The organism is Dysgonomonas sp. Marseille-P4361, assembly GCF_900343125.1.
Lineage (GTDB): Bacteria > Bacteroidota > Bacteroidia > Bacteroidales > Dysgonomonadaceae > Dysgonomonas.
The window spans coordinates 22,830-45,496 of the sequence record NZ_OPYL01000011.1; the positions used below are offsets into that span (position 1 = coordinate 22,830).

A 22,667-nucleotide genomic window follows, 5' to 3' on the forward strand; every position below is an offset into this window, starting at 1 on the left:
CTTTTGCTCGGTGATGACATACGTAAAACAAAAAAACCCTGAAACGAAGCTTATCGTTACAGGGTTTTATTATCTATTCTTGTATTGTTATAATAAACTTACTGCTTTTTTCAGTCTTTTTTGCAACGAACAGGTAAATAACCTGCATTATCAGTATCTCTCGCTTCCACTCGTCTATTTATTGTAACCAGATTCTCTGTGTTAGTAATATAAACAGTCACCTGACCACCAATTTGAGTTGGTGAAGCTGTTGTTGTTGCAAACGCCAAAGAGTTGGTCGCATATTGAGCTGCTCTCCCATAACTTCCAGCCTTTCCATTATATACTAACCCTGACAGCGAAAGGGCAAAGCCCCCTTCATAAACACTTTTCCCCGTAGCCGGATTTACACCTGATGCACTAGCAGGTAAGCATGGAGATAGCATAGCATATCCATGCTTACCCCTTTTGTTTATATATTCTCCGTTCAGCGGATCATTTGGATCGAGAGCAGGATTGGGTTCCGACATTATTGTTTCAGATGAATACTTCCCTGAATTTGCTATTATTTCTTTTTCCAATTCTATCCATTCAGCAATAGTAGGCAAATGCCATCCTTGCGGGCAAATGCCTTGATGGTGTATTCCTTCTTTATGCCTACTTTTTTCTATTTCATTTAGCAATTCACCTGCCTCAGCCCGAGTATTAGGTCGTTTGTTAGTGGCTCCATTCCAGTCGTACAACAAACCTACCGAAATGTTAGCATCCAGATTCGCTTGATTTAGTCCGGGATATACATAAGCAAACTTAGTAGAATGACCGGCTGTAGTACCTTCGTTGTTCAAAGGGGTTCCTCCCAAGTTATCAGCCAGCTTAGTTGCTCTCAGATCGTCTATCATCCAGGTTCCGGCATTACCAAATTGACGTGCCCTAAATTCGTTCCCATCCTGATCTTTATGCAATGACACTTCGGGTGCGTACAAGGGTGTAAACGAGATCCATTCTCCTCCATCCCATACATGTACTCCTTTTAGTATAGGAATAGGTAGCAAACATGGGTCACCATGTACATTATACACGGTTAGCCCAGAGTGAGATAGTTTTTCGTCCGAATCGGTAATTTCGTCAGCGGTTCCCATTTTCAATTTTTTCATGTCCTTCAATTCAACGCGAGGCAATAACAGTCCTTTGGTAGAATTGGCTTCACCATCAGTTATCTTTTCAATATTTTTCAATTGAAGCATAGAACCTTCAACAGATTTTTCGTCTATACCAATTGTTACCTGTGCAGAAAGAGAGGTATAGATTAACGATGTAAAAATGAATAAGATCTTTAAATTTCTCATAATAATGTTGTGTATATGTGTATTTGTGCTTCTGCAAATATACTTTAATTTAATATATCTAGTACTTTTTTTATAAAAATCAGAGAATTACCTTATAATTATTCCCGATTAAGAAGGGGGGAAACAGCCTTACGCTCAGTTCTACTCTCTTCCCCACGCTCGATGGCTGGCTTGGCTATATACTGAGCATGACGCTCGGCGATACGCTCGTTGATACCATACATAAAACAAGACTAAACTATACTAAACAAAAAAAGAAAATATATAAAAGAAAAAAAGTTGATGATCGGAAAGGGAAAGGATTTTTTTAGGAAGAGAAGAAAAGCTGTCAACTTTTCTGCGCGGAATTATCTATTAGCAGACTCATCTGAAAAAACGTTAGCAAAAAAAATGATTACAATCGAATTTGACAACAACAAACAGCAAGTGCTTTCGGGCTGGAACGACATCACACTGGGCGACTACGAAAAGTGGCACATGACCAAACCTCAGAGCAAAAGCGACTATGTGCACTATGTTGCCGATGTGTGCAAGCTGGATGCTGACTTGCTGTTGAACTCCCCTACCCAATTGTTTACAGTGATTACGGAAGCCATCGGCTTTGTCTTCGATACGGAATTTGAGCCTGAGGGCATGGTCGAGATTGAGGGCAGAAAATATTTCGTGCCGCTGTCCGAGAAACTGACCTTGGGCGAATGGGTAGATGTGGAAGCGGTGATGGAGGGCGACGATAAGAACAAGCTGTCGGAACTGCTAGCCATCCTCTGCCGACCTGCGGGAGAGGATTACAACACGGAGCTTACAGCGGAGCGAAAGGAACTGTTTATGGCTCAGTCGTGGGAAAAGATGCTGCCGCTGATCAGTTTTTTTTTGTTCAAAAAGAAAAGATCCGACGAGATTTTGAACCACTTTTTGACGGTCAGGGATCAAGCCGCCCAATTTCTAGAGGATACAAAAGCTTTTGCAGCAAGTGGGGATGGTATAAAACGATTGCCGATCTGGCAGAGGATAAGATATACTTATTTGATCAGATCACTCGAAAAACAGTTGTCGAAGTGTTCGGATTTCTCCTCTATAGGATAGACAAATCGCGTGCCGAAGAGGTGCAATACAAGTTTGAACAACAGATAAAACGATAGCACGATAAAGAGCGAAAAAGACTGATTCTTAGCTTTAGAACCAGTCTTTTCTGTGTAAAATTATGCGCTTCGATTGGAAAAGTATATTTATCCTATCGTAGGTAAATGAGTCTAATTCTATTATTGTTTTTATAACGCGTCAAACAGTTTAATTGTTCATCAATCAGTCATTTTCTTACAAAACGCCTCCTGTATTGTCATAAACACTACTTTTTTTATTCTTCTTTTACGAAAAAGTATTCACCACATATTCTTTTGATAATCGGATCATTACCTTGCAGTAGCATTTATAATTCATGATATAGCTTTCTGAAAAATCGTTCTACTTTTAACTTTGCACTCTCTATTTTTTCTATATCAACACTGTCAATAGCATACTGAGGTAAGCCAAATTTTTTACCTGTCAATTCTTTGACTACATCAATCATGCTACCTAAAGCAAAATAATCCTTTTCTTGCTTTATAGATTGGTATAGGTGTGGCAAGGCTTTTGCTACAAGTTCTTCACTTTTAGTTCTAAACCACATTTGCATAAAAGATGTTGCCGCCCATGTTCTGCATTTTTCGTTTGAGTCATTCATCAACCTATCGGCAAGTAGTAGAACATCTTCCATCACTCCTATCCAGCCCAAAACAATAATTGCTCTTTCTCGCGTGTAGCCATCAGAAGAAAGGGCAAGCTTTCTAACATAATCAATTACTTTATCTTTGCCCGGTCTGTTTCTTCTATCGTTTAATTTACCTAGCATGAAAATTATTTCACCATGAAAATCAACATCTTCATCGTTGTCCAACTTGGAAAGTAGAAATGCTTGCCCTGCTTCGTGATGCTCATCGAAACGAGAACGCAAATTTCTCCTAAATTCTTCATGTAGGGTTTTATCTTTCAATAACGAATAATGGTATTCTACATAGGGACTTTTCATGATTTCCCAAACAAACGGCAATTGTTCTTCTTTGCTTTCCCTTGCCTTTTCGAGCCACTTTTCAAATTCTTTTAAGTCTTTCATCCAATTTGTCGTTTATAGTTATCATCATTGCAAGATAAATTCACATCCATCACATTGTGGTTCAAGCCTTTTTAGATACAATTAAAGAACTGTCTGAGATCTCATTATTTAATAGCTTATCTTTTTAGTTCATTCTTCTTTTACGAAAAAGATATTCACCCCACACTTATCTACTTTGACATTATCGGGAATCTGAAAGGCTGATTTCATCAGTTCATATAGATTTTTAGGGAAATTGTAAGAAAAAACCAACGTGTCTTCAACAATTCGAAAATCGACAAAATCCGAATCTTTTTCTCCCTCAAAGCTCAGTTTAGTTCCATCAACAAAATAATTACCGAGTTTACCATCAATATTTACTACCCCATTCTCTCGAAATTCTATGATAGAAAATTTTTCACTCATAACGGTCATTAGTTCTGTATTACCGCGCAGACTGGTTACTATTTTCTCTCTGATTGCATTATCCGATGCAGCAACATCTGTGTCAACCTTAGTGAATCGCCACTTACCAAGGATCTCGTTCTCCGTCTTGATTTTATTACCAGAGCAAGACATCAGCAACATGGTTAGAATAATGGTTGGAAGATAGAAGATGGCCTGTTTCATAACATTGTGTTTTATAAAGTTTGATGAACAAATATACAGTATTAAGCTGTAAAAGAAGTCGATAATCTAGAAAAAAGAAACCAGTTTAAGTCCAAATGTAAGAGAACTTATTGGCAGGCGATCGTCGTCCAGTTGCTTATCGTCTATTTCTTCATAATATTTTGATATCGTATATTTAGCTTTCGGGTTGGCATATTTATAGTCGGCAAACAGAGACAAGCCCAGCGTTGGGGCTACCATACCCGTCAACGAAACGCCACCGCCTACAACCCACGATGTGCCTACACTATATTCCAAAAATGGAACATCAATCTCTGAAACAACACCATTCTCCTCTCTGTCGGCAACGAAGTCAATATTTCCTCCTACTCCCGTACCGATACCCGTAAGCACTTTTCCCTGCAAAAGGAATTTAGAACTCAAGGTCTTGGTATAATAACCGCCAACAAGCATAGAAGTGAAGCCTAAAGACTGTACATCGAGCTGCTGATTGCTAATGTTGGGAGGAAGCTCGTCCCACTCGAAAAGATCGATAGCCTCTCGTTCGAAAGGGATATGCATAAAACCAATTTCGCCACCTATCCCCCATTTCTGATTGAAATAGTAAGCACCTTCCAAGGCTCCTTCGAGCCCTAGTTTCCCGAACGACTTAAAATCGTCGAGGTAGAAAGCCTGCCCTATTCTCACCGAGAGGAAAGAAGGTGTTTCCATCTGCTCCCTGATGTCGAAAGGTGTGAAAAAATCACCTTTATTTTTGTAGAAACTATCTATTATCAGGTAGCTCAATTCGGTAGACAGGATGCCGATGCCTGCTCCGGCAAGAATGTCGGAAAGCCAGTGGCGGTTGTTGAGGCTTCGGCTGACACCTGTATAGGTAGCCATAGAATAACCCAAGACACTGTACAGGGGATTGATATGCCCATACTCCTTGTGCATAAAGGTGGCATTCATAAAGGCTGTTGCCGTATGTCCCGAGGGGAAAGAGTTTTTTGACGAGCCATCGGGGCGCATTACTTTGGTAGTGTATTTCAGTCCGTTGACCAATCCTCCCATTACCAGCATACCTCCGCCCCAGTTGACAACCGAGCGTCCCAGCTTGTTGCGCCCTTTTACTCCTGCAGCTTTCAGTGCAAAAACTGTAGCTGCGGGTGCATATTGGGTATAATTATCGAGCGTACTACGAAAGTCGGGAGTGTAACGGTTGCGAATGGTACGCACATCGTTGCTTGCTTCCCACGAAGCCAACGAAAGACCGACAAGTACGGCGGGAGCAATGGTATGTTTCCAGAATGGGTCTTTCTTCTCGAATCGGTATTGGCTCGAATCGGTTATCAATGGCGGATAGAGGTTCTGCCCCTTGATAACACCGAACGAAAGCAATATGAATAAAACAAATAGAAAATACTTCTTCATTATTGTGCGCAGCTAATGTGTTAATAAAAGTAAAATACACTTCAAAAGTAAGTATCTTAAGCTGTATATCCAAACAAAAAAGAGACATCTGTTCTGGATGCCTCTTTTCATTTATCTTAAACTTTTATTGGAGTATTTTTTCTCCGGTCAAGATCATTCTTCAAGAATTAGCACATTAAATACGTAGCTTCCCGATCCTTCATACTCTAACATGAAGATTGCACCGTTTTCTGCTACTGCTATGTTTGGAGAACTTAAGCTAAACGATACATCGCTACCATAGGAAGATATAACGTTATATTTTTCGATCGTTTCGTCGTTAATATTAATTATGCTGATTGTTCTTGGTTCTTCAGAGTCTATAACATAAATCTTATCGTTATGATCTACTGTCATAGCTACAATGTTTTGGAATGGAAATTTGCTCAAAGTAGAAACTTCTCCTTGAGGCGACACTTTGCGTATCCCGTTCTTTTGTGCAACGTAAAGATTGTCTTTGCTATCTCTGGACATTCCTACTATGTTTTCAAATCTTGCATTGGTCAAAGAACCATCTTTGCTCCCGCTTTCGCTCGCCGATCCTGCCCATACAGCAGCTTCGCTGACTTCAGACATTTTTTGAATACAGTTAGGAGTGTTGTTTGAGATAACAAAAAGGTTATTATCCTTATCTTGTTCTATATGGGTTATTAGCCCAATAGGTTGCTGCACATAAGTTGCTCCGGCAATGCGAGTCATACCTTCGGTTTCTTGAACAAGCAAACATCCTACTCTGGAGTATGGCATAGCAAAATAAGTAATGCCATCTCGGCTACTCACCCCCAATGCACTATATTCTCCTATAGGCGAAAGGGGTTCTTTATCCTCCAGTTTGAAATTCAGCACAGTCCATGTTTTCTCTATTTCAGGATTTCCTTCGGCATCGAATCCTTTAAACTCGAGGGTATGTTTTTTCTTAACGAACGTTTCTCCTTCGTTAAGAGTCATTACCTGATTAGTTCCCGGCAGAGCCACCAGTTTTTGGTTCAGATTTCCATTTCTAATCCTTGTCATATAATAAACATAGCTTTTGCTTATTATAATTTTAGGACCAACAGCCAATATTTCATTCTTTTCGTTGCGGATAGAAATATTTTCTCCCGATTTCAGATTAAGACCTTTAGGCAGAGCAAATCGAAGTTCGTATCTTGATGCTCCATCACTATAAAAGGTATAATTATCTTCAGGCAATTCGACCTCTCCTATGTAAATTGAAAAATTGTTAGTGTTTTGTTCTGATTCGATAAAAAGACTAATCTCCTGACCGGTAGTAGTTGTTACATCTTCGGTAGAGATAAATTTAATTTTGTTTTCGTCTTTCTCTTCATCATCGCTGCTACATGCGGTGAATAGGCACAACGCCATCAAAGTGCTTAAAAAGAGTAAACTGAATTTTTTCATAATTTTTCCTGTAATAATGTAAAAGGTTTATAATGTGTTTATTCTCAAAAATTAGTGTGACAAAACTAAGGCTAATTATCCCATTTAACAAATTAATATTCATTCATTTTAAAGTATAATAATAATTTATACCTTCGTAGCTATCTTAAATAAAACTACACACATATGAAAAGAATTTTTAGCAAACGCTTTTGGAAGTATTTTATCATTATTTTTCTCGTTACAGCTTTAGCTAATTTTGCCTATATACTGACTACATATAGCCCCGATTTTTACCCTCTGTCGATGGATCAGGGACTGCACTTTGCTCTGTTGGGAGCCTTGCTGGCTTTACCATCGGCGCTGTGTATGGCGACATCGGTAGCTGTTTTTGCAGCATTCCGTTCTACAAACTTTAGCGGAATAGCCGATTTTGTCAAAACTTTTGCCCTGACGGCGGGGTGCTTCCTTCTGTTTGCGGGAGGTATCTACGTTTACAATTCTACCTTGCGCCCTACCCTCAACCTTAAGTCTGCCAACTTGTATTGGCAAATGAAAACAGGTAGTTTCTACCCAGAGCCTATTGAGGATGGCGATTCTTATGGATTTAGCAATCCCGATTTTAAGAATACGATGCCATCTACTTTTTCATATCAGAAGCTGCATTTCAAGATAGACTCGCTGAGCGATGCTCAAAAAGGGCATATACAGGAATCGAACAAATTGCTAAATCAATTGCCTAAAGACTTGGCTGACGAAGCCTACGAGAGTTATAATCTGGAACAGCTGGGTGTAGAGTACGGACATGCTACGACGACAGAGCTTAGCCCCGATTCGGTCTTCTATATTCAGCGATATACACTCTACGAGGAGGCTCAATTGTTGGCAAATACGTATGCCGATCTGGCTCAGTACTGGGTCGAAAATTATAAGCGTTGGGTTGATCCGGTATCATTGTTTATCACCTTCTTCATTTTTGCACTGGCAGGTTACTGCTCTCGCAACAAGTCGGTGAATAAGATTTTCGGCATTCTGGCTATCATCATAGTTGCCTTGGCTATGCTTCTATCAGTCACGCGATATACCGAGTCGGTGGTGCTGGACATGAAAAGACAAGCAAGGGAATACGGCAGTCGATATTAACGGAATACAAATCAGGAAATCAAAGCATTGCATACAATTTATATGCAGATACTATTTTGTATATAAATAATTCACCTATCTTTGTTTTGTACACTATTTTACACAATAAACTAAAACACACAGTGATGAGAGAAATTTACAACAAATTCCTTTTTACCATCATGTTATTAGCGGCAGCGATGGTAGTTCCTGCATGCGGGAGCGACGATGATGAAGATGACGGAGGGGGCAATGGTGGCGGAGGAGGAAACACGCCTGCCGTAAAAATGCTACCGACCAAGATTTACAACACATTGGAAATGGCAAAGATTACAGCCGAATTTAAGTATGATGGTAAAAACCGCATTACGGAAATTATCAACAACCTGTCGACTGATAATGCTTCGTTCAAAAGTGAAACAAAGGCTAAGTACACCATCACCTATACGGATAATCTTGTTACCAAAGTACACATGAAGTCGGAAGGCACAGGAAGCCATCAGACGGGAGTGCATGTTCTTGAAGACACTTACACTGTAAGCTACAGTGGCAATAAAGTAATGATAGAACTGGTAAGTAGTTACAACAGTTTCGAAACCTCAGGAAAAGGTTCTGCTCTGGGTGTTATCACACTCGAAGTGGATGGCAACGGCAGAGTGACAAGCCGTGACGAAAGCTGGGAGGATGGAAGAACATCTAAAGGATTTTTTATCTACGACAAGAACGGAAATCTGATAGAGGATGCTTATACCGGAAAAAATGTTGACGGGAATAATTACATTATGGGAGGTAGATATGAGTATGACGACAAAAATAATATCTTTGCCGCCATCAATGCACCACACTGGTTTGGTCACCTTCCATTGCCTTTGTTTAGCTACAAGGGGGTAAACAATGAGGTGAAAAACATCAGTTATAACAATTCTTCTACGGAGGCGAATACCGGTACTACGACCTATACATACAATTCGGACGGCTACCCTATCAGCTACAAAAACGAATCTGATATGCCGGGTGCTATGGATTCTGAATGGTTTGTAGAATATACAAAAGTGGATTAAAAAACATCTTTTATAAACATAAGAACAAAAGCTTGCTCTCAATATCAGAGAGACAAGCTTTTTGTTTGAAAAATGTTATGGAGAACTAAAAATCTTCTATTGATGTTTCGTCCAACGAGCTTTCGGGCGCCTGATCTATCAAATCCATAAACTGATCTAGCTTAGGTGTGATGATGATCTGTGTACGACGGTTGAGCGATCTGCCTTCCTCTGTACTGTTGGTAGCTACAGGATTGTATTCGCCACGTCCTCCGGCAGTCATTCGTTTAGGATCTATACCGTATTGATTTTGCAAGGTCTGAACGACAGACGAAGCACGCAATGTACTCAAATCCCAATTATTGCGAATATTAGCCCTAGAGATTGGCACATCGTCGGTGTTACCCTCTACCAATACATCGTATTCGCGATAGTCGAGAATAATCTTGGCAATCTTGCTCAGAATTTCGCCCGCACGTTCGCTGATTTCGTAACTACCCGTACGGTAAAGCATATTGTCTGCCAACGAGATATAAACTACACCTTTCAGCACTTTGATGTCGAGGTCGCGCATCTCGTCGCGGCTAAGCGAACGGGTAAGGTTGTTGACCATGACCAGGTTCAACGAGTCGGACTTGTTCTTTGTCCTTACCAGGTGTTGGATAAAACGATTCGATTCATTGATCTCGTCTACTAGTTTCGAAATATTGGCATTCCCTTCCGAACTTTGCGACAGGCTCTTGTCCAGCGTACGTTGCAGATCGGCTAGCGTAGCCCTCAGATTGTCGTTATTTTGTTGTGCTTCGCGCAATCTTTCTTCAAGGCTTTGTACTCGCGTACGGCTTTCGGTCAGTTGCAGCTGGCTGTCTTGATAATCGTACCTCAGTTGGTTATAATCGGCTTGCAGGTTGTTGAACTTACCTTGAGTAACACAGCCTGTAAACATAAGACCGGCTGCTGCTATCAGCAGCAATTTGACAGAATACTTCATAACTTTATTAAATTATAAATTCACTACCATTATAACGAGAAAGTCTATCTATTTGTTTTAACAGAAACACCAAAACAGAGGCATTAAATACCTTATTTTAAGATATTTAACAAAGAAAAAGTATTTTTTATATACAAACGTGTTAATTAACACTTACCTCCATTGAGAAGAAAAGGAAAACGCTACCTCTATAGCATCTCCCTTTTCTATTACGTAGTATTAATTAAAAGAATGTTCTTGTCCTGATCCGACAAAATAAATAAGCTATAAATCAACGTACTAACAGCATACGTTTTACTTATCAGCTACCTTTTATCGCCAATATTGTTACTTATCCGGTTATTTTATCTGATTATTCTTCCGATTAGGAAATTGAGACAATGGGAAACTATATGATAGAAAATATATTATATTGTGAGTCCTGTCTTTTTCAGTAAAATAGACTTAGTAAATTAACAATAAACAAATATATCTTTAAATGTCAAACACGAAGAAAATATTTAATATTATTAACAAATAAAAAAGATGCCACATATATTGCGACATATCTTCATTTATCTATATACGAGTGTAAAACTTTATTTATTTACTATAATACTGCACATGCGACACTTCATGTATCTTCACATCGTCGTCGATAGGCATATTATGACGTTGCTCGTCTTCGTAGTAAGAAAGGAAGCTGCGAGATACTGAAAGGTTGCCGTCTTTCACTTTAAATTCTCCCTCGATTGTCTCTGTTTTATATTTCAAATACATTTTATTGCCTTCTACTGTATATGTCCCCGAGAGTTCATTATCAACAAAGAAAGTACCAATTGTAGTAAATTCGATAGAAGTCGGATCTTTTTCCCACTCCAGGTACGCTTCAAAGTCTATCATGATCATACGATCGGCTTCTTTGTCCGATGTGCGTACAACAACATCATCTCCTACAAACTTCCACTTGCCAATCAGCGCCGCAGGGTTATCATTATCTTCATCACTTTCGCATGCTGTAAACAGGCAAAGCGCCATCAGGGTAGTAAGTAAAAGTAAGCTTATTTTTTTCATTTGTGTTAAAAGTTTATTTGTATTAAAAAACTCTATAAATCATTCGCTGTCGGCATCTTCCGCTGGTCTGACAAGGTAGACTGCAACGGCACATTTTTCAACAACCAGATCGTCGGGAAGCTCTGCATCAACACCCATCTGTCCCATCATCTTTATTCTATTTGCCATCACTTCGGTCATATCGGTACTGTAGATAAGCGTATCGCCTTTTATCTCAAAGCTGACCTCATCGGTACGCCCTCCCTCTTTCATACTCAGCTTGTCACCCTCTATCCAGTACGTTTTATCATTGCCCAGATTGCTTAGTATCTTACCATCTTCGGTAAAGTCCAGTATCATCTGACCCATTGTTTCCTGCGTCAGAGCAAGGGCTGAAGACATAGTCAGTTGCATTTGCTCTGTAACGACCGAATCGGAGGTAAGTATATCTACCTTTATTTCAGAGAATTGCCATTTGCCAAGTATTGCTTTTTTCGTATCCACAGTTTGTTCCTGCGCATGAACAGAGAACAGGCTAGCCAATATCAACACAGCCAGCAAGATAAAGTTGTTCGTTTTCATATTTATTTATTTTCAATTAATTTCAGTTTCTCCTTTTACTCGGGAAAAATAAACAGAGATAAAACATTTTTCGATTACCAAACCTTTAGGAAATTCCCGTTCTACACCCGTTTCTTCCATATCTTCACTCATATCCTCCAGAGCTTTTACCAGATCGCGCAATTTTTCGCCCAAATCGTAAAAGTAGATAAGCGTATCGCCTTTTATCTCGAAAGATACTTCATCAACATTATTTTCTTCTCCATTCTTTGAGCTGATCATCTTGTTGCCGGACAAAGTATAATCGTAACGATCGCCCTTATTATTTATGTAATAGTCATCGAAAAACTCTGCACCAACGATAGTTTCTTCCGTAGTTCCGATTGCCTGATCCAAAGCAACCCAAAACTTCTCAATTTTCGTAGTGGATGCCGAATCGGAGGTTACAATATCGGTTTTCACATCTGCAATAGCCCACTTGCCTAAGATTGCTTTCTGAGCATCCGCATTCTGTTCCTGCGCATGCACCGAAACGAGGTTCGAGAGCATCAGTATTGCGAATAATATAAGATTGGCAGGTTTTATCATTGTATGGTTCGTTTTTTATATACAGACTTCTTGTTCTGAACAGTTTCTATTTCTTTCTCACATAAACTATTTTACAGATACATTTTTTGATATTAAATTCATCGCCCTCTGCTGATACCGATATTGACGATACAATATCTCTTGTCACATCTACTTCGGTGATGAGGGTATCTCCTTCTATTCTGAATTTCATTATTTCCATTTTCATCCCCAGATCTATAAGCAACGTATCACCCGAAATAGTATAGGTGTCATCTTTGGGAGAGTTGCCAATGGCTTTTCCATCGCTGGTAAATTCCATAGTCCAACTTGATAGTTCTTCTCTTATCGCAGCCTCGTAACCATCAAATATATTTTCAAGCTTATCTATATTGTTGGTGTTCGGAACATCTACGTCGTATTCTATATCCAGAAATTTCCACTTGCCGACGATTCCTTTAGCTGTCTTATTCTCATTCCCTATACAAGCAGATAACAGACACACAGCCAACAGAATATAGCATAAAAAGATCTTGTTCATTTTCATTTAGTTATGTAGTTTTTAGTTTGCGACAAACCATTAAATCAAGCTGTAAAGGTAAGATTTTCAACACAAAAACAAGGTAACTTTCTGCTTTTTACAAAATTCCTGCCAATTTATCTATTCATAGTAACTCTCAGAAAAAAACAATAAATAGCAACACGAGTATGATAAACAGCATCATCAACCTGTTTCGCCAGCAGGCACAGCAACACAAAACCATCAAGGCTTTTTACTACAACCGCAAGTACGAACTGGGAAGCGGCAAAGACAGCTATCCGCTATTTTGGCTCGACGATCCTATCCTCGGGCGCAATACGGGAAACGTATTTACCAATTCGGTCAATTTCGCCATCCTCTTTGTGCCCGACAAGGAGCGCAGCGTGACACAACTGCAAAGTCTGGCTTTCTCCATAGGGCTAAACATCATAGAACGCATCAAACAGCAAAGCAACCAACTGGGCATCAACATCCTGCCCGATTGGAGCTTCCTCACACTGAGCAACTACTACGACGACAATGCCTGCGGATGCCGTTTTTCGGTCAACTTTACGCAAGCCAACATGCAAAATCTTTGTCTGATAGACGAGCAATTCGATACAGAAAAAGAGTTTGAAACGAACGATGCACTCAACGATTTCGACCTTTCTCCCGCCAATCGTTGCGAAGTGTTTGTCAATAAGTTCCCCGAATTTGACCTAAAAACAAAACGATGAACAAAGCCCTGAACGCAGCCATAGATGCCATCGGGCGCGACATTGTACTCTTGGCACAGGAGATATTAGACGATAATGGTCTTGCCGACAGCCGTCTGCGCGATACAGTTTCGTACGCGGTAGACTATGGCGACAATGTGGTGGTGCGCGTGTTGATGGACAACTATATCGACTTTGTGGAAGCAGGTCGTGCGCCCCAAAAAGGCAAAAAACCTCCAATCAGCCAGCTCGAAGATTGGGCAAAACGGCGAGGCATCCCCACCGACAACGAGACGCTCTATGCCATCTCCGAAGCCATCTGGCGCGATGGCTATGCCGCCCCCCCTATTCTTGCCACACTGGAGAGGGAGGTGGAGCAACGCTTCGACAGGGAATGGAGCGAAAGATTATTCGACGCATTAATAACAGATTTAACAGCATATTTTAATTGATTATGGGATATTTAATTAAAGGATTTGACAAAATAGCTACTATCGAAGAACCGGCACAAGTATCGCTCTCCGACAATCCTAACTTCATCACCTTCAGCAGCAAGTCCGGATCGGGCAGTCAGGCTGTTGATAATTATATTTTCACAATACATAAAAACCTAGCCGGCAACCCCAACCCTAAAATCACGTTCATAGAAGGAACAAATGCAAGCACCGGAGCCATTCACGAGTTTGAAGGAACAAATAGTATATCAGACACCAGCGACACTAAGTTCTATGTGGATACCACTAGTCGCGGACGTACAGCCAACAACCTTAGAGAATGCCTGATGAAGAATTCGTTCTTTGGGCGAAACTTCCATATCAGTCCGCCTTTCGAAGTGAACGAGTTGGCAGGCGGAAAATCTGAAATCGTTCTGAACGAAAATATTACACTCACCCCCAAAGGTAGAGGAGATCTGTACAAATTCCTTTTTACCCAAAAAGGCGATACGAATAATATTCTGCAACTCTTGCACGAACCAGCCTCCGGATCGACAAATGCTGACTCGATAAGCGGCGGTGCCAAAGATTGCGAAATACACCTCGACATCTACACCGACAATGGCGTTCTGCTGGGCGAGGAAGACAATCCGCTTCCTGCTTTTTCGGATGGAGAAAAACCATCTTACGACGCCAAAAAGAGCAAGTTTGGGACGTATGTCACCAGCATGAGCAAGGCTTATGTAGGGCAACCGCTTTGGTTCAACCTCAATGCTGTTTCGTCTCCCTCCTTCTCGATGCCTCCCACAAAGGTGAAAGAATGGGCTAATCCGCATACGATAAAGGATTACAGAGTTATAGCCAAAAGAATAATAGGTGCAGCCGACAAGAAAAGCAATCAGGATCCGTTCTTCCTCTCAAATGTTTATTACCAACTTACGGGTTATGGTCGCACCTTGGAGAAGAATGACCTTACGCCCTATGTGTTCGATACCTCGAAGAGCAAAATTCTGGAAACCGACAAGGAAGATAAGAGGAATGAAAAGAAGATAAAGTTACTCACTACCCAACCCGAACTGACACACACAGCCGGTCAGCTCCAATACCTCAACTTCATTCTCTCCGACCCTAACCGCAATACGGAAGAATCGTGGAAACTGGGACTTTTGTACAAATTCTATGCATCGCACGGAAGACCGATCGACGAGGTGACAGAAAATCTCATCCTCCCCCAGAAGCTGAATATGGTAAATACCATTCGTCTCAATCTCGACACACTTCTTGCTGCTCGTCCTGCCGCTGCCCGTGTAGAGGTTTGCTTGTGCCAGTACGAAGAAGGAGAAAGATACATGGAAGAACCGACCATCTATGAGGTAAGTCATCCGCTTAGCTTCAGGGTTATGCCCGAATGCTTGTACAAAGTGCATGATTTTATATTCCTCAACCGTTTGGGCGGATGGAGCAGTGTCAACTTTTCGGGGACGGAGAAAACCGACTTCAAGACAAAGGCGACAACATTCTACCAGACACACACCCCCGACAAGGCGACAAGCAGCAGGATAGAAAACGTATTTAGCAAAGAGGTAACCGAATCGTTTACGGTAGAGACTATGCCCATCACACGCGAGGTATGCGACTGGCTGAAAGAGCTTAGCACATCCAAAGCCGTGTATGAGGTGACAGACAACGAACAGTTGGGAAAAGAGTTCAGATATATCATTGTAGACGATATGAACATACGTCACGACACAAAGGACGAACTCTTCAAGATGGAAATGAAGTACCACTACACCGATTCGTATAATGCACGGATAGAGTAAGAACGAAGAAAGAGTACAGATGAAAGTTACCAGCGTTTACGACCGCAACTTGGATGCTTATCGCCGTGGCTACCGCTACGTTGTGAATAAGGGCTCGACACGCTCGTCGAAGACTTACAGTTTGCTGCAACTCTTGTACACCATCGCCCGCTGTTCGGCTCGTCCGCTCACCATATCCATCGTGTCCGAATCGATGCCCCACCTCAAAAAGGGTTGTATCCGCGATTTCCGAGAAATGCTGATGCAAGAAGGCCTGTGGAACGTTAGAGACTGGAATGCAACGGACAAGATTTACAAGGTGGAGAATTCCATCATCGAATTTTTTTCGGTCGACAATGCAGGCAAGGTACATGGTCCGAGCAGAGATATACTCTACGTCAACGAGTGCATCAACATAGACTACGAAACCTACCGTCAACTGGCTATCCGTACCACCGACACCATCTTTCTCGACTGCAACCCCAGTTTCGAATTCTGGCTCGACGAGAAGGTACTCTCTCGCCCCAACGAAGCCTGCCTTATTCATTCCACCTATCGCGACAACCAGTACCTCAGCGCGGCACAGATAAAGGAAATAGAATCGAACCGGCACGATGCGGAGTGGTGGCGTGTGTATGGCGAAGGGCTTACGGGTATGCCACAGGGGCTGGTCGTCCGCAATTGGGACATTGTAGAGTCCTTGCCCTCGGAGTATAAGAAACGTTGGCTGGGCATCGACTTTGGCTTCACCAACGATCCTTCGGCTATTGTAGATATTCGTCTGCACGAAGGTGAACTGTGGATAGATGAACTGCTCTATAGCAAGGGCTTCGACAATCCGATGATAGCTCAGGTGCTGGAGTCGCAAGGCATCCCCAGAAATACGCCCATCGTTGCCGATAGTGCCGAGCCGAAGAGCATTCGCGAGATAGCTGCCCTAGGCTGGCAGGTAGAGCCTGCACAAAAGGGCAGAGACAGCATCGCTACGGGTATTGCTATTCTCAACCGTTATGCGAAGCACGTCACCCGCCGAAGCAAAAACATCATCAACGAATACCGAAATTACCGCTGGATGACCGACAGCTTTGGCAACCCTACCAATACGCCTATCGACAAGTACAATCACTCCATCGATGCGCAACGCTATGTGTGCCTCAACAAACTATTGGAGCGAAATTCGTCGCTCAGCTATTCGGTGATAAAGGGCAAACGATTGTAAAAATTTGAAAAAGAATATTCTTTTTATGAAACATTAATTCCTTTTAATTATTTATAATAGCTGAATAAGAACGAGATATAGTTGTTTTATATTTCTTTACGATCACTAACATAAAAAAACGAACGTAATGAAACACACTATCTTTCTGACTCTATTCTTGTTCTTGTTTGCCAATTCAAATATTCATTCTCAAGAACTGTCGACTCCGGAACAAGACGCCTTAGCTTTTGAATTATGTCAACTTTATGCAATCGATCAGACAATCAGGGCAAAAGAGTATTCTGAAGTCTTAAGAGAGCGCATTATAGAGTTTGATATTTTAAACTTTGATAAATTTCTTTCGTTTGTCAAGAAAAATGGTTTTCCTAATCGCAAGCAGGTAGGCGAAAAGAACTGGATGCAAGACTGTGTAAGGAATGTGGGTTTTGTTTATCTTTCGCACAGCCCCGACAAAGTGATGAAAAATTACGATCTGTTTAAAGCCGAACTGGATAAAGGTAATCTTAGTCCGATCATTTTCAGTTATGCTCTGGATAGATACTATGTGATTACGGAAGGACGCTCCTACTTCGACACACCTTATAAAGGATGGACAACAGCCAATGGCGTATGTTTGCACGACAAAGAGAAATCGGATAAACTAAGAAGCAGTATAGGGCTAAAACCACTACCTGAATCAGCTTTTATAGATTGCTCCAGTATGGAATTGAGCGACAAACCTGTTTACAGCAATCCTATCAATCTGGAAATACCTGATTTATAGTATAAATTTTTAATTTAATAACAAAAAGGGTCGGAATATATTTTCCAATCAGCAACCGATACCCACGTATTTTTGATGTATTTGTGTTCACAGAGTTGGTCAAAGAGATAGACCAATGTCTTTTGGTTAGTTACCTGTAGTGGTTCGGGGAGTTTTCCTGAAAGTAGTTTCTTTAGTTCAGATACTTTTATTTTTGAGCGAAACAATTTTATTGCTTCTATGCAGTCTGCTAATAGTGCGTATTGTTCTTTGCTAAGTTTGGGTTGGTAAGAACGTTTGGTAGATTTAGGTTTTATTGTAGCCTTTGTCTCCTTAACAATAGTAATTTCCTTTGTGGGTGGTTCTTCTTGAAGAGTATTTACTTTAGGAGTTGGAAGAAGTTTCTCATATTTTATGCATAAGCGTGCCAAACTTACGAGGTTGACCAATTCTCTGAAATAAGGTAAAGCGATTTTGGTCAACTCTGTGGTATAATTACTTGGAGTTATTGTACATGTTGGTTTGACAAATGTACGATACCGATGATAAACATCTTTGCTTATTTCATCATAAAAGTCACTGTACCAGAGATAGTCTTCTCTCCCGTCACGAAGATATTTAGGCAAGCTTGCCAGAGGGGGATTGTTACGGATAATATCCAACACTTTGCTTTTGTAATGCAGTATTTCTGATTCTGTCAGTTGCGGCTGTGAGACCATACCAAGTGCCGTTTCGTAGTTGATTGCTACAAAATCATTGAGACTCTGCTGTACAATTTGGAAGGATTCCGGCACATCCGTAGGTTCTATTTCTTGCTTACCATTATACATGTACTAAAGATAGTAATATTACCAATAGGAGCAATAAGAGTGACTCTGTTTTGTCAGGCTATATGGCAAATAAAAGCATCCCCAAGCAAAGTTATACAAGTCATATAGTCAATGATATAACTATCAAATTAACAATCTATATTTGTCCAAGTATCCATGTCGGATATATTAAATTATGCTGCAATATGAGAAATTCAATCCACTTTCTACCATTCATTTGCTCTGCTTACCCTTGAAGAGCAATTTGCAATACACAGACCGTATTGCAAAGTTGGGGCATCTTAGTCCTATACCGAAACTTGTACATAAAGATTGCCGCCGAATCAAAAATAGAAGAGACTTTTGCCTCTTTATTTTTTTCGACTGACAATAGGAGCAAGGTAATCTTTCGGGTAACCCAAAAAGCTCTCCGAGACTTTTTGACTTCCTTCCGAAAATACCTTGCTCTGCGAGGCAGTGACCACGCAAAGCATAAATCCGGCGTACCTTGAATTTATCCTCTGCTTGAAAACAGGCTCACGTTGGTCGCCTGTTTTAAGCTCACTTTACAGCCCTTTCGTTTTTCTCCCGATGGTTGCAAAACTATCGGTCTGTCCTGTGCTTTAAGGCACAGGATATTCCATAATCTTAGATGCAGCTATTATGGAAAATAAGAAGAAGAATGGCAGAAATAATACTGCCAAAGGGCGTCCGGCTAAAGGAGATGACAAGCTTTCCGTTTCGATCAATCTTAAATTGACTGAGGCTGACTATAACTCCATTAAAGAAAAGGCTGAAAAGTTGAGACTAACACCCACCCAATATGCCCGTGAAATGACATTAAAGGGAAGTGTGAAAAATCGCTTTAGTCTGGAGGAGCTTGACCTAATCCGTAAGGTGGCTGGTATGGCAAACAATCTGAATCAGCTAGCTAAAAAGGCCAATCAAGAAGGTTTTGAAAATGCGTCAAAGATAGCCTACATGCTCATTCTTGAATTAAAGAACTTACTCTATGATCGCTAAAAACATCAAGGGAAAATCCTTCAAAGGCTGTATCAACTATGTAATGGATGATACAGCCGAATTGCTGAAAGCTGAAGGTGTATTTGCTGATAATATAAAAAATATGATCCGTAGCTTTGCCATGCAACGCTCCGGCAGGAAAGAGATCAAACAACCTGTCGGACATATCCCCATGTCTTTTGCTCCTGAAGACAAACCAAGAATGAGCAATGAGTTTATGCTCCAACTAGCTAAAGAATACATGAACGAAATGGGTATAAAGAACACTCAATATATCATTGTCCGGCATCACAGTACCGACAATGAACACCTGCACATTGTGTATAACCGAATTGACAACGACCTGAAATTAATCTCAGTTAACAACGACTACAAACGAAATGTCAAGGTTTGCAAGAAGCTAAAGGATAAGTATAAACTAACTTATGGCAAAGGAAAAGAGAGAGTAAAACGAGAAAAGTTGAACAACCCCGATAAGGTAAAGTATTATATTTACGATGCCGTAAAAGCTATTTTACCGACTTGTAAAATACCTGCCGACCTGACATTTGCTCTTCAGCAGTTCGGAATTGAGGTGCAGTATAAGCACAGACGAACCACCGGAGAGATTGAAGGAGTGTCGTTTCGATGCGACAATATTGCTTTTAAAGGCTCACAGATTGATCGGAAATTCAGCTTTAGTAATCTCAAAAAAACATTCGATATGAATATTGAGGAGACTAAAAAACAGGCAAGAGAAGAACAGAAAGCTCAGCAGAAAGTAGATATTCAGACAACACCGATAAAACGAAACCTGATCATTAAAGGAGTGGAATTAACTGATGAGCAAGAAAAAATACTGATGAACGAGGGGTATATTATCTTGAGAAATATGACAAGAAATGACGGGGAAGGACAATTCTCGGCATATGCTTTCTTGAATGGCGAAAAAAATCGAGTGTTTTTTAGCAGTGAGAATCCGGATACTTTTGTCAAGTATGGAAAATACGAGATGCGAGTCCGCGATAAAATCTTGTTGGAAAAAGATTATATGGTTCATGCCAAAATTAAATGGTATGGCGGCGGTTTTGCATACCCACACCTTTGGAATCCAAATTCTACGAAGATAGAAGGGATCGAAAAAATCACTAAACATACTCTTGAAGAAGATTCTGTATATTGTCTGGAATGGGGTGATCCACGTATTCCGAAGATCAAAAAAGAGGACTTCAAAAAGCAGATTGTAATACCGAAGATTAAGAAAGATAAGGGAAGAAGAATGTAAAATTATATGCGATCTGTCATAAGCCAATCAAACAAGAAAATGCTCCCATTACAACATGCTGTAGTGAGAGCATCTTACAGTTTATCCCTAAGCGCGTATAAACTATATCTAGCTGATATATAGCATAATAAATAGTCCTAGCACATACGTATATTGGTATGATAGACCATCAAACTAATATATTCGTTTTTTCAGTCTTTGTCTTTCTTGCAGCGCACCGAATACAAGTATGTACGGGGATGAGCTTGTCGATATACTCCCTTACTCTTGTTATGGAGCCCTCGAAACCAGGCAGTGTCATTGCTTTGGACACTAGCAGTCCAGAAACAGGCTTTGTCTCCAGCGTGCACACCACCACCAACAGCATCATTGGTCAGTGGGATATTTATGCCTCCTTGTTCTGTACTGAGACTTTTACCATTGGAGTCAGTTTGAATATCTGGATCTGGAAACTTGCATGCGCCAAGCATGGCTAGACCGTGTCCGCCTTGACCTTCGCTACCACGTTCATTTAATCCTCTTTCCCACTCAGGATTCCAAGAAGAAGGCTTCCAAATAGCGATGTCTCTTAATTCGTTTTCCGTGTAAGTGCTATATAGATGAGCATTTTTGTATACTTCTTTTTCTAATTGATTCCATTCTCGATCACTAGGTACGTGCCAACCTGTAGGGCATATTCCTTGTATTTTACCTTTTGTTATCTCTACCTCATTATTTCCTGGTGTATCACCTGCCACTTGTTCTTGTTCCTGATTAATATTCTTTTGTCCCTGATCAATATTCTCTTCATCCTGTTCTCCGAGGGTAGCAGCAGAGTAAGAATAAAGTAATCCCTGTGATGGGTCCCAAGTATCTGGTGCAATTTCTGGATTATCTTTTGCATTGGGATATGTATAATACTTTGAAGAACTATTACTACCTCCGGCAGAAGCTGTCATTGTTGCCCCATTGTCATTGGGTACATAACGCATATTTTCGGTCATCCAAATACCTGCATTGCCAAAAGAGCGATAAGGGTAGCTCTGCTTACCGAGGAGCTGATCACGCGTATCTTCATAATAGCTTACTTTGGTCGATACAGAGCCTTTCTGTCCTAGATATTGCCACTTTTCACCATCGAACACATAAAGCCCCTCATAGATTTCAGGTGTAGCACAATGGTTGCCCTTCGTATTATACACTATCAGAGCTGTATGCTCATCTAGCCCCCACTCACCCGTTCCACCGATAGAGGCTGCTAGCTCGGTAGGAGTGGTGGGTCGCAGTTTGGTTAGTTCTACCCGAGGCATACCCAAACCCCGTTTGGTATCACCCTCTTCTTTCAGATCGAGTAGAGCACCTTTATTGGGCTCTTGCCCGCTACCAATAGTAACCTGTGCATGTATAGCTGTAGCCAATAGTATATATATCACTAGTGCTAAGTTTCGTAGATTTATCATTTTTCTTATTTATTTAGTTTTATTTCCAACTATTGTTCGGTTGTAAATATATAACATTTTTTTTATAAAAAAATATGCTCTGTTTTGATAAAATTATAAAGATATGTTCGCTTGTCGATGGGTTTGTATATTTTTAGAAAATATATTTATTCTCTTTTTTCTGTAATAAATCCAAACGATCGCTAAAGATGGATGCTTTTGAGCTATTAGTATTATCTAATTCTTTCAACTTTTTATATGAACAAACACTTTCATCTACAGAAACATATGCAATCAGAGCTTCCTGTTACAGACTCTAATCGTTTTGTGGAATCGACAAAGCTGTCTGAGACTATGACCATCTTTGTTAAAACCTGCTGTTTGGGTAAGTGCACAGGAATCAGCTTTGTAGATTCCACTCCGATCAGAGTCTGTAAGAACAAACGTGTCACTAGCAACAAAGTATTTAAGAATCTGGCAGAAACAGGTAAATCC

22 protein-coding genes and 1 pseudogene are annotated in these 22,667 nt (G+C 40.6%); 11 read left to right on the forward strand and 12 right to left on the reverse strand.

Features of this window, described 5'->3' with window-relative positions; all coding sequences use genetic code 11:
- Positions 1-110: 110 nt before the first annotated feature.
- A complete protein-coding gene (locus DHU68_RS13950; protein ID WP_108823618.1) occupies positions 111-1,325 on the reverse strand; it encodes an FISUMP domain-containing protein in 1,215 nt (404 codons plus the stop codon).
- 282 nt (positions 1,326-1,607) lie between these two features.
- Here DHU68_RS13950 and DHU68_RS13955 point away from each other — a divergent pair, with 282 nt between their 5' ends.
- A complete protein-coding gene (locus tag DHU68_RS13955) occupies positions 1,608-2,408 on the forward strand; it encodes a hypothetical protein (RefSeq protein WP_255412518.1) in 801 nt (266 codons plus the stop codon).
- Between the two features lie 343 nt (positions 2,409-2,751).
- Here DHU68_RS13955 and DHU68_RS13960 read toward each other — a convergent pair whose 3' ends face one another.
- From DHU68_RS13960 to DHU68_RS13975, 4 genes are all read right to left on the reverse strand, one after another.
- Positions 2,752-3,474, reverse strand: coding sequence for a HEAT repeat domain-containing protein (locus tag DHU68_RS13960; protein ID WP_108823619.1), 723 nt, complete (start codon positions 3,472-3,474; stop codon positions 2,752-2,754).
- Positions 3,475-3,603: 129 nt separating this feature from the next.
- The gene (locus tag DHU68_RS13965; RefSeq protein WP_108823620.1) at positions 3,604-4,083 is read right to left on the reverse strand and encodes a hypothetical protein; all 480 of its coding nucleotides are present in this window, start codon (positions 4,081-4,083) and stop codon (positions 3,604-3,606) included.
- 66 nt (positions 4,084-4,149) lie between these two features.
- Positions 4,150-5,496 (reverse strand): phosphatase PAP2 family protein, encoded by a 1,347-nt coding sequence (locus DHU68_RS13970; RefSeq protein WP_108823621.1) that lies wholly within the window; start codon positions 5,494-5,496, stop codon positions 4,150-4,152.
- A 153-nt stretch (positions 5,497-5,649) separates the two neighbouring features.
- Positions 5,650-6,936: a hypothetical protein gene (locus DHU68_RS13975; RefSeq protein ID WP_108823622.1), complete on the reverse strand. Its 1,287-nt coding sequence runs from the start codon at positions 6,934-6,936 to the stop codon at positions 5,650-5,652.
- A 165-nt stretch (positions 6,937-7,101) separates the two neighbouring features.
- On the opposite strand from DHU68_RS13975, the gene DHU68_RS13980 reads away from it, so the two are divergent.
- Both DHU68_RS13980 and DHU68_RS13985 read left to right on the forward strand, forming a co-directional pair.
- The gene (locus DHU68_RS13980; protein ID WP_108823623.1) at positions 7,102-8,058 is read left to right on the forward strand and encodes an LptF/LptG family permease; all 957 of its coding nucleotides are present in this window, start codon (positions 7,102-7,104) and stop codon (positions 8,056-8,058) included.
- Between the two features lie 125 nt (positions 8,059-8,183).
- Positions 8,184-9,098 carry a hypothetical protein gene (locus DHU68_RS13985; protein ID WP_160111165.1) on the forward strand — a complete coding sequence of 305 codons (915 nt, stop codon included), beginning with the start codon at positions 8,184-8,186 and terminating at the stop codon, positions 9,096-9,098.
- Between the two features lie 85 nt (positions 9,099-9,183).
- Here the strand turns inward: DHU68_RS13985 and DHU68_RS13990 are convergent, their stop codons facing one another.
- The 5 genes from DHU68_RS13990 to DHU68_RS14010 form a co-directional block, all read right to left on the reverse strand.
- Complete coding sequence (locus DHU68_RS13990; RefSeq protein ID WP_108823625.1) at positions 9,184-10,068, reverse strand: OmpA family protein; 885 nt, start codon at positions 10,066-10,068, stop codon at positions 9,184-9,186.
- A 582-nt stretch (positions 10,069-10,650) separates the two neighbouring features.
- On the reverse strand, positions 10,651-11,121 hold the full coding sequence (locus DHU68_RS13995) for a hypothetical protein (protein WP_108823626.1): 471 nt from the start codon (positions 11,119-11,121) through the stop codon (positions 10,651-10,653).
- Between the two features lie 39 nt (positions 11,122-11,160).
- Positions 11,161-11,682 carry a lipocalin family protein gene (locus tag DHU68_RS14000; protein WP_108823627.1) on the reverse strand — a complete coding sequence of 174 codons (522 nt, stop codon included), beginning with the start codon at positions 11,680-11,682 and terminating at the stop codon, positions 11,161-11,163.
- Positions 11,683-11,694: 12 nt separating this feature from the next.
- Entirely contained in the window at positions 11,695-12,249 is a 555-nt protein-coding gene (locus tag DHU68_RS14005; RefSeq protein ID WP_108823628.1) for a hypothetical protein, read from the reverse strand.
- A gap of 46 nt (positions 12,250-12,295) precedes the next feature.
- Positions 12,296-12,769 carry a hypothetical protein gene (locus tag DHU68_RS14010; protein WP_160111166.1) on the reverse strand — a complete coding sequence of 158 codons (474 nt, stop codon included), beginning with the start codon at positions 12,767-12,769 and terminating at the stop codon, positions 12,296-12,298.
- A gap of 167 nt (positions 12,770-12,936) precedes the next feature.
- On the opposite strand from DHU68_RS14010, the gene DHU68_RS14015 reads away from it, so the two are divergent.
- The 5 genes from DHU68_RS14015 (at position 12,937) to DHU68_RS14035 (ending at position 17,679) form a co-directional block, all read left to right on the forward strand.
- Entirely contained in the window at positions 12,937-13,485 is a 549-nt protein-coding gene (locus tag DHU68_RS14015) for a hypothetical protein (protein ID WP_108823630.1), read from the forward strand.
- Entirely contained in the window at positions 13,482-13,916 is a 435-nt protein-coding gene (locus DHU68_RS14020) for a hypothetical protein (RefSeq protein ID WP_108823631.1), read from the forward strand. Before DHU68_RS14015 ends, DHU68_RS14020 begins: the two co-directional genes overlap by 4 nt.
- Positions 13,917-13,918: 2 nt before the next feature.
- On the forward strand, positions 13,919-15,718 hold the full coding sequence (locus DHU68_RS14025; RefSeq protein WP_108823632.1) for a hypothetical protein: 1,800 nt from the start codon (positions 13,919-13,921) through the stop codon (positions 15,716-15,718).
- A 19-nt stretch (positions 15,719-15,737) separates the two neighbouring features.
- A complete protein-coding gene (locus tag DHU68_RS14030; protein ID WP_108823633.1) occupies positions 15,738-16,916 on the forward strand; it encodes a PBSX family phage terminase large subunit in 1,179 nt (392 codons plus the stop codon).
- Between the two features lie 127 nt (positions 16,917-17,043).
- On the forward strand, positions 17,044-17,679 hold the full coding sequence (locus DHU68_RS14035) for a hypothetical protein (protein WP_108823634.1): 636 nt from the start codon (positions 17,044-17,046) through the stop codon (positions 17,677-17,679).
- A gap of 14 nt (positions 17,680-17,693) precedes the next feature.
- Here DHU68_RS14035 and DHU68_RS14040 read toward each other — a convergent pair whose 3' ends face one another.
- The gene (locus DHU68_RS14040) at positions 17,694-18,488 is read right to left on the reverse strand and encodes a hypothetical protein (RefSeq protein ID WP_255412519.1); all 795 of its coding nucleotides are present in this window, start codon (positions 18,486-18,488) and stop codon (positions 17,694-17,696) included.
- 642 nt (positions 18,489-19,130) lie between these two features.
- On the opposite strand from DHU68_RS14040, the gene mobC reads away from it, so the two are divergent.
- Both mobC and DHU68_RS14050 read left to right on the forward strand, forming a co-directional pair.
- Positions 19,131-19,490 (forward strand): plasmid mobilization relaxosome protein MobC, encoded by a 360-nt coding sequence (gene mobC / locus DHU68_RS14045; protein ID WP_108823635.1) that lies wholly within the window; start codon positions 19,131-19,133, stop codon positions 19,488-19,490.
- A complete protein-coding gene (locus DHU68_RS14050) occupies positions 19,480-20,754 on the forward strand; it encodes a relaxase/mobilization nuclease domain-containing protein (RefSeq protein ID WP_108823636.1) in 1,275 nt (424 codons plus the stop codon). Before mobC ends, DHU68_RS14050 begins: the two co-directional genes overlap by 11 nt.
- Before the next feature lie 191 nt (positions 20,755-20,945).
- Here DHU68_RS14050 and DHU68_RS14055 read toward each other — a convergent pair whose 3' ends face one another.
- Positions 20,946-22,193, reverse strand: a complete 1,248-nt coding sequence (locus tag DHU68_RS14055) for an FISUMP domain-containing protein (protein ID WP_108823637.1) — start codon at positions 22,191-22,193, stop codon at positions 20,946-20,948.
- A 363-nt stretch (positions 22,194-22,556) separates the two neighbouring features.
- Here DHU68_RS14055 and DHU68_RS14395 point away from each other — a divergent pair.
- Positions 22,557-22,667 (forward strand): annotated as a pseudogene (locus DHU68_RS14395) (transposase); the annotation flags it as partial.